Below are 10,984 nucleotides of genomic sequence, written 5' to 3' on the forward strand. Positions count from 1 at the left end.
CAAAAGGCTCGCCCCGAGCGTCCGGCCCCTCGCTAAGGCTCGGCGTTCCTTCGCTCCGGTATCCATCCGGGGACACTGCCCTCCGGTCTGCTTCGCTACGACCTACATGCAGCGTGTTCGACTGCGTCGAACGGCGCTACGCGCCACTCCCCGGATGAACACCTCCACTCAGCCTCCCGAGGGGGCGGGTGAATCAAAAGCCCAAGATCAAAAGCTTTCAGGCGAGCTAACGCTCGGCCTGTTGAGTGGTGGGAAGCAAGGGCTGTACGCCGATCTATTGTAGGAGCCTGGCTTGCCAGCGATGGCGGCCGGACAGCCGAGCAATTCCCAACAGATGTACATCATTCCCGGTAGGAGCTGGCTGCCCGCGATGGCGGCCTGACAGCCGACCAATTGCTAGCAGATGTACATCTCATTGTGGGAGCTAGCCTGCTAGCGAAGGCGGCCTGACAGCCGCCAATTGATAACAGATGTACATCATTCCCCTGTGGGAGCTGGCTTGTCGGGTCGCCGCATCGCTGCGATGGCCGCCTCACTACCACCCCATCTCCACTGGGCACAAACAAAAAAACCGCGACCTTCCCCCAAAGGTCGCGGTTTTTTATGCCACGCGATTATTGCTGTAGCACTGTTGCCTGGTTGGCGTTACCGATTTGCTGCACCGTGGCCAATTGGGTAGTGCCGCTTTGGTCAATACTGGCAACGTTGCCGGTACCGCTCTGGGTCACATAGGCCACGTTCAATGACCCGGACTGGATGTACTCGGTGCTGTTGCCAGTACCATTGCTGCTGCCTTGAGCCAGGTTGCTGGTGCCGCGCTGGTCGGCGATGAGGATGTTGTCGCTGCCGTTCTGGTCGAAATACAGCTCGTTGTAGGAATCAGCCTGGGTGAAGTTGGCGACGTTGTCGGTGCCGTTCTGGTAGACGGTTGCAGTCTGGGTGCTGCCGTACTGGCCACCCGCCTTCGGACCTTGCCATTCGCTGGCGTAGACCTTGTTGCCGGTACCCACCGAGTTGGCGGTAAGCACATGGCTGTCGCCGCTTTGATAGGTGAAATGAACGTTGTTCGTGCCCTGTTGATACAGCGCCACGCTCGAGCCGATGGATTCGTACTGGTCGGCATAGATCGCGTTGAGGTTGCCGACTTGCAACACTGTCGCCACGTTGTTTGCGCCGAAGCTTTGGTCAACCACGGTTTCGTTGGTCTGTCCGATCTGATTGATGGTGGCCTGGCTGGCGAGTTGGCTTTCTTGCCAGACTTCGGTGCCGTTCGCGCCGCCTTGCTGGGTGATTGTCAGCGTACCGCCCTCGCCGTTGCGCTGGTCGCCATAGGCATAGTTATCGTTGCCACTCTGGTTGATGTTGATCTGGCCGCCCACGTGGAACACCTGTTCGGCGGTGCCGTAGTTGGTGTTGCCAAACTGGACGACCGTTGCGGTGTTCCCCACGCCCGGATCAAGCTGTTCGATGAAGGCTTCGTTGTTCTCGCCTTGTTGGTGGGTCGTGGCGGTCGTGCCGTCCTGATTGTCCTGGAAGATGATCGAGGAGTTGCCGTTGCCTTGCTGTTGTTGCAGTACCTGGCCGCTACCTGCGCCAACCGACTGGCTGGCATGGGTGTTGTTGAACGTGCCGGCCTGTTGCTGGGTGATGGTGCTGCCGTTTTCGAACAGTTGCTCTGCGTAGCCGGCGTTGAATTCACCGACCTGGGTCTGTTGGATAGTGCTGGTGGCGTTGTCCTGCGACGTCATCGCATCGTTGCCCGTTCCGGTCTGCTGCTGAGTGACTGTGCTGAAGCTGGCCGCGGTCTGTGTCACGTTGGCGATGTTGGAATCGCCGTTCTGATTCTGGATGGACGTGCTGTCGTCGGCCATCGCCTGGGCACTGACCATGACCAGAATGGCGGCGGCAAGGGGTTTCAGTTTGAACATGATGGAACCTCCAAAGTGGTGCAGTGCTTTAGCGATATTGTTTGACCGAGACGCTCATGCCGTTCCCGGACTGGCTCACGGCGCTGGAAAGCCCCGTGCCCGCCTGGTCGATGCTTGCGTCGTTGTTGTTGCCGTTCTGGGAAATCTGCGCACGGTTGTGGCTGCCGGTTTGGGTGATGTCGGCGTTGTTGCCGTAACCCTGTTGGTTGATCATTGCCATCAGGTCGCTGCCTTGTTGCAGGATGTAGGCTTCCTGGTTACTGCCCGACTGGACGATGGTGCCGAGCAACGACTGGCCGTTCTGTTGCAACAACGCAATGTTGGCCTGGCCGTTCTGGTCGATCAGCGCGTGCTGGCCAACCGGGGGTGGTAATTCTCCGAGGTCGCCACCGGGACCCAGGTCGTTGTTTTCCATCAAGTCATCGGCGCGCACGCCCGCACTGCTGCAAAGCAGAAGCAGGCAGAGCAGGGCGGCGGTCGACGTTTTCATGGTTCAGTCCTTTACGATGAGGTCGCCCCACCCACCCGAATGGCGGGTGGGGCGAGGGCTCAGTTCGCGACTACCGATACTGAGCGTACGGAGCCTTGGGAGGAGCGGATGGTGGCCGTCGGGTTAGCTGACGGGATCACCGCGGTGGTGTTGCTCACCGTCAACCGCCAGCGACCGGTCAGCGGTACCGTGGTGGTGCCCAGGGTTACCAGCCCGGTCGGGGTGGTGACCTGTATGGTGATGGTGTTGCCGGTGGTCACCGATGAGGTGCCCGCAAAGTCCCAGGTGAAACGGTTGTTGGAGCGTGCCGACACCGTGGCCGTGGTCACCGCGAAAGTTTCCGCAGCAGGCCTTGGCGAGACTTGCACCGTGACTGTGGCCGGCGTCGACGAGGCGCCCAAGCTGTCCCGGGCGAGGTAGGTGAAGGTGGTGGTGAAGGCCGTGGTCACCGTGCCCGGTGGGGTGTAGGTGATAACGGTGCCGTCGGTGGTGACGGTGCCGCGTCCGGTCGCCGGTTGAGTCACGATGGCTGCGCTGAGCGGCACGTTGCCTTCCGGATCGGTGTCGTTGGCCAGCACGTTGATGGGAATCGCCACGCCCAGGGTCGAAACGGCATCGTTGACCGCAGTCGGTGGCCGGTTAGGCGCCACGGTGATGGTCACCGTCGCTGGCGTGGTCGAGGCCAGGCCTTTGGCGTCTTGAGCCTTGTAGTTGAAGGTCACGGTCATCGGCGCGTTGACGACGGCTGGCGGGGTGTAGACCACCGATGTGGTGCCGCTCAATGCCACGCTGCCTTGTGCGGCAGGCAGTTGAGTCAGCCCCGTGATGGTCAGTGGCGTGTTGCCGTCCGGGTCGCTGTCGTTGGTCAGCAGGTTAAGGGTGACTGGCACGCCGAAGCTGGTGCTGCCGGTGTCGTTGACGGAAAGCGGCGCCTGGTTCTCACCGACTTCCGGTGCTTTGCCCACGACTACGACGGGCTCGGTGTCACTGCCGCCCGCGGCGGATTTGATTGTCACGGAGGCAGGTGGCTGGGTCAGGTCGGAGACGGTCAGGCTTTGCAGGGTGCCGGACTTCGACAGACGTCCATAGCCCTGAGCGACCATATCCGGCACCGCCACTTCGTCACTGGAGGAGGCTTCGATCAGCAGTTTGTGATCGTTCCAGCTGTAGCGAGCGGTGCGGATTTTCACCACGTCAGAGAGCTTGCTCGACACTGCTGTAGGGCGGGTAGAGCCCGTCGGGTTGGTGGCGGTGACCACCACGACCGGAGGCACGAGGCCGTTGACCAGATGCTTGCCGAAGAACTGCCCGTCGCTGCCGCCTGTCAGAGTGGTCAGGCATGGCGAAAGCGGTGGGCCGGGCACGAGAGCGATGCTTTCACGGAAGCACAGGGTCGAGCTGATGTCCGCTTTGGCAAAGACTTCGACTTGAGTGTTGGAGCCTGTACGGCGATAGGTGGCGCGGTCAATGGTCACTGGCGTTTGTGCACGGTTGTCGAGGACTTTACCGGCCACGGTGAACAGGGAGGTCTCAATGGTTCCGGCCGGGCCCTGGATCCGTAGGAAGTTGGTGTTGAAGGGGCTGCCGGTGACCGCTTCAGTGAGGTTCGGGTCGCCGACGAAGGTTTCGATGGCCCCGGTGTCCGGGTTCACTTCGGTGTATGGACCGCTGATGCTGCGCAGGAATGGCCCGATGGCCCCGCCCACGGCACCACTGAAATTGCCGGGAGCACCAATGCCGATATCTCGGGTGATGTTGATCGCCCGACGTCCGGGGGCGGTGACATTGACGGTTTCGACGCCGTAAGGGTGGGTGATGGTATAGACCCCGGCGGTGGGGATGTTCACCCGGATACGAATCCGCGCGAAGCTTTGCTGATCGCCATCGATAGGGTTTTCCGAGGCGAATGCCGCTTCGATCCCGGCGACATAAGCGTCCACTCCGTAGCCGGCGGCGTTGTTAGGGATGGTGGTCTCGGCGAGGAACCAGAACGCTTCCGGTGGCCAGTTGTCGGGGAACACCATTGGCTGGGTATCGTCGAAGATCCCCGGTTCCGGCAACAGGGTACACATGTAGGCCGGTGGCACGCTGACCGCTACTCGCGAGCTGGCAGCCCGGGACTGGCAGAGTTCCATCGACAGCAGATTTTTGTCCTGATACCACATGGGGAATTTCCCCGTGGCAAAGGTGTAAGGCCCTGGGTCGACCGCGGCGAGTTGCGCGAATGCGCTCCCAGACAGCGAAAGTGTCAGTCCCAAGGCGTTGAGCGCCAAGCGTGGCCAATTGTTCATGATGCCTCCTGATGAGGATCTGCGCATGTGAGCGTTCATTGCACGATGACCACTTCTTCGGTATCACTGCCGCCATTGGATGACGACACCTGAACCTTGGCTGGCGGATTCGGCGAGAGGCCGGTGGACAGGGCCTTCGTCGCCCCGTCGCCAATCAGGGAGCCAATCGGGACACCGGTGCCAGTACTGGCGGTGAGTACCGGTGGCGAGGTTTCATCACTGGTGGAGGCCTCGATGGTTATTTGCCCGGTGCTCAACTTGTATTCGGCGCGTGAAATCACCACCAGGTCGGTCAAGGGCAAGGGCAAGGTCGTTGGCGTACTGCTGGCGATGGCCAGATGGTTGTCGGCGGTCACTTGCAACGTACTCGGCAACGTTGGATTGTTAGAGGACTGGGCGTACCAGCTACCGGTGGTGTTGGCTTCGGTGAGATTCAACGCCGGGCTGTTGCTGTCCAGGGTCACTGTGGCCGGTGGTGGTGGGGCCAGCACAAACACATCCTGTTGGGCCTCCACGGCGCTGGTGCCGGCATGCCGCGAGTAGGTACTGCGCTGGGCGATCATCGGAGTCGGGCGGACTACGGTCGACAATTTGCCGGAGATAGAGAACACATCGGTGCGCAAGTCCAGGCCGTTGGGGCCTTCGATGCGGATGAAGTTGGTGTTGAACGGGCTGCCGGTGACGGCTTCCGAGAGGTTCGGGTCGCCGATGAATTTATCTGCAGAACCGGTGACCGGGTTAGTCTCGGTATAGGGGCCGTTGACGCTGCGCAGGAACGGTCCGACATCACCCTTGAGCGCGCCGTCATAGGTTTTTGGTGAGCCGATACCAATGTCCCGGGTCATGTTGATCGCCCGCCGCCCGGGGGTAGTGATGTTGAAGACCTCGACACCGTAGGGGTGGGTAATGACATAGGTGCCGGCGGTGGGCACATCGACACGAACGCGGATGCGGGCGAAACTGACCTGGTCACCGTCGACGGGTTCATCGGCGGCGAAGGCGGCTTCGATGGCCGCTCCGTAGCCCAGATCGATACCCCTGGCCACATCGACGATCGCGCCATCGGCGGTGAACCAGAAGGCTTCATCGGGAAAGTTGGTCGGGAAGACCACCGGTTGTGCATCGTCGAAGACGCCAGGGGTCGGCAGCAAAGTACACATGTAGCTCGGCGCGCCTGGAGCGCTGGGAACCCTGGAACTGACAGCCTTTGACAGGCACAGGTCGAGGGTTCGTCCATGGGTGTCTTGATACCAGGCGGCGAAACCGCCGTTGGCTGGCAAATAGACTCCGAGGTTCCCGGGGTCCACAGCAAACAGCGCAGCCTGGGCAGCGCCTTGGGCTAGAGCGGTCACGACCAGAGCGATCGTGGTTTTGGACAGTAAAGGGTGCATGTGTATTCCCTCTATCAGAAGACCTGCCCCATGGGGGACGAGTSAGTTGACAGGGCTTTGGCAACTTCCATACCAACTTTTAAAAACGCCTGCACAGGCCCGTAACGAAGGGCCTGTAGCACCGTTGCGGCTAAATCGTGGAGGGCGCCGAAGCGGGCGACTGCCCCCAGTGTTGGGGGTAGATGGGGGCGTCGGGGTGGGCCGGGAAAGAGGGGGGGGAACACGGGAAACGGGGCAAACATCGAGTAGTGGGCTATAACCCTATATGGGAAGTCGGGGAAACACGTCCATGAATATCCAAGCATCACCCCTTCAAAAAGAAGAGGGCGATCTTCGCCTTAGGTTGCGCAAACCACCGTTCAATCTGCTGCGCTGGTTTTCGCTGATCAGCATGGCGGTGATCGGCACAGTGGCCGTGGCGCTGGGCGCAGTGTCCACGCGTTTTGTAATTACCGAGAGCGTGCAGCGGGATGCATTACTGACGTCGCAGTTCATTCAAGCGATTGCTGCAGCCGAAGTACGTCATGTGGCCATACCCAACGTGCGGACCATGGGCGAGTTGCTCGACCCGCGCAAAGACAAGGATTTTCCCGATGTCGATCCACTGGCCCGTGCCAGTGCCCGAGGTGAGTTTCTCGACCATATCGAACATTTGCCCGATGTGATCCTGGCCAACATCTATGCCCCGGACCGCATGGTGATCTGGTCCACCAACCCGGAGTTGATGGGCACCACGGTCCATACCGACGAGGACCTCAATAAGGCGTTTGGCTCCAAGACTCCGGTGTCCGCCAGCTATCACAGCATAGACAAGGCGCGCATTGAGCAGAAGTTCATCACGCCGCCGGACCACATCTTCATTGAGAATTACATTCCGCTGTTCGATGCCGACCAGGAAAATGTCACCGCGATGGTCGAGATCTACAAGGAACCCAAGGACTTGATCGACCGCATGGAGCGCGGCATGGCAATGATCTGGATGGCCACGGCCCTCGGGGGAGGGCTGATCTACCTGGGGTTGTACTGGATCGTACGGCGGGCGGCGATTCTGTTGGAATCGCAACAAAAACAACTGATCACCAACGAAACCTTTGTCGCCCTCGGGGAGATGTCTTCGGCGGTTGCCCATAGCCTGCGCAACCCGTTGGCAACCATTCGCTCCAGCGCCGAACTGGCGCTTGAGTTCGACAGTGGTCCGGCCCACAAAAACATCAACGACATCATCGGTCAGGTCGATCGCATGTCGAAATGGGTCCGGGAGTTATTGCAATCCTTGCGGCCGCTCAACGACGAAGCGGAGCCGGTGAACCTGGTCGCGTGCCTGCATGACAGTCTTTTGGCCTTCGAACATCAGATCGCCAAGGAAAAAATTCACGTGGTCTTCGAGCCGAAGGAGACGCCGATGGTGCTGAGCCAGCCAGTGCAGCTGACGCAGATCCTCAACAGTCTGGTGGCCAACGCCCTGGAAGCCATGGACAAGGAGGGCACGCTGACGCTCGCGCTGGAACCGACCGATCCCGCAGGTATTTGTTTGATCCTCAGTGACACCGGTAAAGGCATGAACGAGGAGCAGCGCAGCATGGCGTTCCGCCCATTTTTTACCACCAAGCAAGGCGGGCTGGGTGTCGGGCTGGTGCTGGTGAAACGAATCATGGAGCGTTGTGGTGGTTCAGTGACCCTGGACAGCCGCGAAGGCGAGGGCACGACCGTCCGCTTGTCGTTCAAACGAATTRCCTGACAATGGGTATGAACTTTCCCCGCTAGCGGGTGTCACGCCCCAGTCGTTTTTTTCGCGGTATGGCACATTGATGTTGATAAGCCATTGTTTTGCTAAGTGTTAATGCTTTTGTTAAAAACTGTTACAAATCTGGCGAGGTCTTTGCAATTCCCCCATCACCCCTTCACACGTTCGAGGCGGTTGATGATGGATAGCAAAGCGCGTTTTTCCTTCAAGTGGATTGGCCTTGTGACGCCTCTGAGCGTCCTTTTGACGATGACGCTGGGCACAGCAAATCTGCGTGCCAGCCCAATCGATGACGAGCGACAGCCTGAACCCTCCGACCCTTCGGCTTACTACGACGAACCGGCTGACGAACCTGCGGCGTTGAACGCGATTTTGACCATGCCTGAGGCCAACCAGGACGCTTTCGATTTGCCCGATGGCAACAAAGGCAGTCGCGAAGAAACGCGTGTCGAGAACGCTTTGCCGCCCGCGCAGCAGACCAGTTACAACTACCCCACCAATGGCAGGCCGAGCCCGCTGTATGGCGCTCTGCCATTCACTCAGCAGATGGTGCTGTTTGAAGAGTTCGGCCCGGAAAAACTCGACCCCACCACACCGGCGGCGCCCCTGAGTTTCCCACCCGCAGCGATTGGCCCGTTGCCACAGCAAGACCCGACCAGTGCGGCCCGCAGTGCGCCACCAAGCGCGGCACTCGATGCCTTCATGCGTCAACCGGGGCTGACGCCGTTCCCCAGCCAGTTCTCCAACGTGGTGGACCGCAACCCATGGCAGGCGCAGATCGAGCAGTTCCTCAACCGCCATATCGGCTCGTCGGCTGAAGGTCGTCCGCCAGGAAAGGGCTGGTCGCATCAACGCTGGAACGAGTTCTACCCGCAACTGGCTTACAAAACCGTGCAAACCGGGGCCAGGCTCAACACCGGTTGGCGTGACAGCCTGCAGATGCACCACTACGCCGTGGGCGAGTTCGGCCCTGGTGGCCTTTATCACAACGTCGCCGGCGTGCCGGCAACGGATGGCACCTCCAAAGGTGTCGATCCGCGTTTCCACCCGAACATGCCAGTGCAGAATCACAACTCGGTCTGGACCTTCGATGGCACCTTGCCGCCAAAATTGCTGATGGTGCGTTACGGCCAACCAGTATTAATGCGCCACTACAACGGCTTGCCGATCGACCCGTCGGCCAACATGGGTTTTGGTTTGCACACCATCAGTACCCACGAACACAACGGTCACGCACCGGCAGAAAGCGATGGTTATGCCAACGCGTTTTTCTTCCCGGGGCAGTATTACGACTATCGCTGGCCGATCCAGTTGGCCGGTTACGACACCATCAACACCGACGCACACGATCCACGCGCGGCATTCCCTTGCTCGCCTGGCGAAACCCTGTGGACCAATGACGTCAGCCCGAGCCGCAAGACCTGCGAAAACGGCACGATCAAGATCCGTGGCGACTATCGCGAAACCATGAGCACTCACTGGTTCCACGACCACATGCTCGATTTCACCGCGCAGAACGTCTACAAGGGCAACGCGGCGATGATGAACTACTACAGCGCCCTGGACCGTGGCAACGAATCGGTGAACGACGGCGTCAACCTGCGTTTCCCCAGCGGCAGCGCCTTGCCGTGGGGTAACCGCGACTACGATGTCAACCTGGTGTTCGCCGACAAGGCATGGGATCAGAACGGTCAGCTGTGGTTTAACCCGTTCAACACCGACGGCTTCCTCGGTGACCAGGTGCTGGTCAACTGGCAGTGGAAACCCACCCTGGACGTGCGTGCCCGCAGCTATCGGTTCCGCATGCTCAACGGTTCGGTGTCGCGCTACTTCAAACTGGCGCTGGTGCGTGAAATCAAAGGCACCAGTGGCGAGTTCCAGGGGCCTAAAGGCTCGGGTGTGTCCTATGCCCGTGTGCCGTTCCACATGATCGGCAACGACGGCAACATCATGGAACATGCCGTGCCCTTCGACGGCACCATGGACCTCGACGCCGATGGCGATAAAAAGAACCACAACGCCATCCTGCCGACCCAAGGCATTGCCGAGCGCTTTGACATCATCGTCAACTTCGCCAAAAACGGCATCAAACCGGGGGATAAGATATTCTTTGTCAATCTGTTGGTGCATGACGATGGTAAAGGCCCGAAAGAGCCGGAGTCGCTGGCCGACGTGCTCTCCGAAACCTACAAGGCGGTGATCAAGCAAACCAGTAATGGCCCGAAATGGGACAGGGGCGATCCGGGCGTGGGCAAAGTCTTGCAACTCAACGTCAAGGCCTACACCGGTCAGGACCTGTCTATGGACCCTGTAGCGTATGAACCGGCCAAACCGGGTAAAGCCGAAGGCCTGGTGATGATCCCGCTGAAGATCCATCGCGACAATGCGGCCGACAAGGCGCTCCTGGCTCAGGCTCGTCACCGGACCTTCATTTTCGGCCGTTCCGACGGCACCGATGAAGCACCGTGGACGGTCAAGACCGATGGCGGCTTCGGCTTCCACATGGACCCAAGACGTTTGAACACCGCCATACCGTTGTCTACCGGTCCCACCGATGGCGGGGCCGCCGGTTTCGGCACCCTGGAGGTCTGGAACATTAAAAACGGCGGCAGCGGCTGGAGTCACCCGGTGCATGTACACTTCGAGGAGGGGATTATTCTCAGTCGCGGCGGCAAGGCGCCACCGGAGTGGGAAAAATGGGCACGCAAGGATGTGTATCGCATCGGCTCGGAAAAAGATGGCCTGGACAACGTCGAGGTGGCCATCAACTTCCGCGAGTTCGCCGGGACTTACATGGAGCACTGTCACAACACTCAGCATGAGGACAACTCGATGCTGCTGCGTTGGGACATTGAGAAGCCCGGGCAATTCCRGTTGATGCCGACACCGCTGCCGAGCTGGGATGGTGTGCGCTACGTCAACTCTGCCGCGCTGCCAACCTTCCGCACTGGTGACGGCTTCGGCCCTAAAGTACCAGTCCAATAAAACGCCGCGAGGGAGCCGACATGAGCATGAGCATGAACATGAAAACACCGAGCTCCCGAGCCTTGGGCATGCACCTGATATTGGTATTGGTCAGCTGTCTGCTGGCCAGTCAGGTGCTGCTGGCCCATGAAGGTGCGCTGTCGCCGACGCAGGAG

6 protein-coding genes and 1 pseudogene are annotated in these 10,984 nt (G+C 60.0%); 3 read left to right on the top strand and 4 right to left on the bottom strand.

What is annotated here, in order from left to right:
* Window positions 1-614 precede the first annotated feature (614 nt).
* The 4 genes from AC1DSG_RS21560 to AC1DSG_RS21575 are packed head-to-tail and all read right to left on the bottom strand — an operon-like array spanning window position 615 to window position 6,100.
* Complete coding sequence (locus tag AC1DSG_RS21560; RefSeq protein WP_477792694.1) at window positions 615-1,928, bottom strand: curlin; 1,314 nt, start codon at window positions 1,926-1,928, stop codon at window positions 615-617.
* 28 nt (window positions 1,929-1,956) lie between these two features.
* A complete protein-coding gene (locus AC1DSG_RS21565; protein WP_477792695.1) occupies window positions 1,957-2,418 on the bottom strand; it encodes a curlin in 462 nt (153 codons plus the stop codon).
* 59 nt (window positions 2,419-2,477) lie between these two features.
* Window positions 2,478-4,709: an Ig-like domain-containing protein gene (locus AC1DSG_RS21570; protein ID WP_477792696.1), complete on the bottom strand. Its 2,232-nt coding sequence runs from the start codon at window positions 4,707-4,709 to the stop codon at window positions 2,478-2,480.
* A gap of 35 nt (window positions 4,710-4,744) precedes the next feature.
* Window positions 4,745-6,100, bottom strand: coding sequence for a hypothetical protein (locus tag AC1DSG_RS21575; protein ID WP_477792697.1), 1,356 nt, complete (start codon window positions 6,098-6,100; stop codon window positions 4,745-4,747).
* A 289-nt stretch (window positions 6,101-6,389) separates the two neighbouring features.
* Here AC1DSG_RS21575 and AC1DSG_RS21580 point away from each other — a divergent pair, with 289 nt between their 5' ends.
* The 3 genes and pseudogenes from AC1DSG_RS21580 to AC1DSG_RS21590 all read left to right on the top strand — a co-directional run.
* Entirely contained in the window at window positions 6,390-7,838 is a 1,449-nt protein-coding gene (locus AC1DSG_RS21580) for a sensor histidine kinase (protein WP_477792698.1), read from the top strand.
* Between the two features lie 186 nt (window positions 7,839-8,024).
* Window positions 8,025-10,829 carry a multicopper oxidase domain-containing protein gene (locus AC1DSG_RS21585; RefSeq protein WP_477792699.1) on the top strand — a complete coding sequence of 935 codons (2,805 nt, stop codon included), beginning with the start codon at window positions 8,025-8,027 and terminating at the stop codon, window positions 10,827-10,829.
* Window positions 10,830-10,861: 32 nt separating this feature from the next.
* Window positions 10,862-10,984, top strand: a pseudogene (locus tag AC1DSG_RS21590) (SCO family protein); the annotation flags it as partial.

The organism is Pseudomonas sp. P5_A12 (genome assembly GCF_056400685.1).

Excerpts from the sequence above, each read along its gene's own strand:
- AC1DSG_RS21560 (WP_477792694.1), bottom strand. The coding sequence starts at position 1,928 with ATGTTCAAACTGAAACCCCTTGCCGCCGCCATTCTGGTCATGGTCAGT.
- AC1DSG_RS21565 (WP_477792695.1), bottom strand. The coding sequence starts at position 2,418 with ATGAAAACGTCGACCGCCGCCCTGCTCTGCCTGCTTCTGCTTTGCAGC.
- AC1DSG_RS21570 (WP_477792696.1), bottom strand. The coding sequence starts at position 4,709 with ATGAACAATTGGCCACGCTTGGCGCTCAACGCCTTGGGACTGACACTT.
- AC1DSG_RS21575 (WP_477792697.1), bottom strand. The coding sequence starts at position 6,100 with ATGCACCCTTTACTGTCCAAAACCACGATCGCTCTGGTCGTGACCGCT.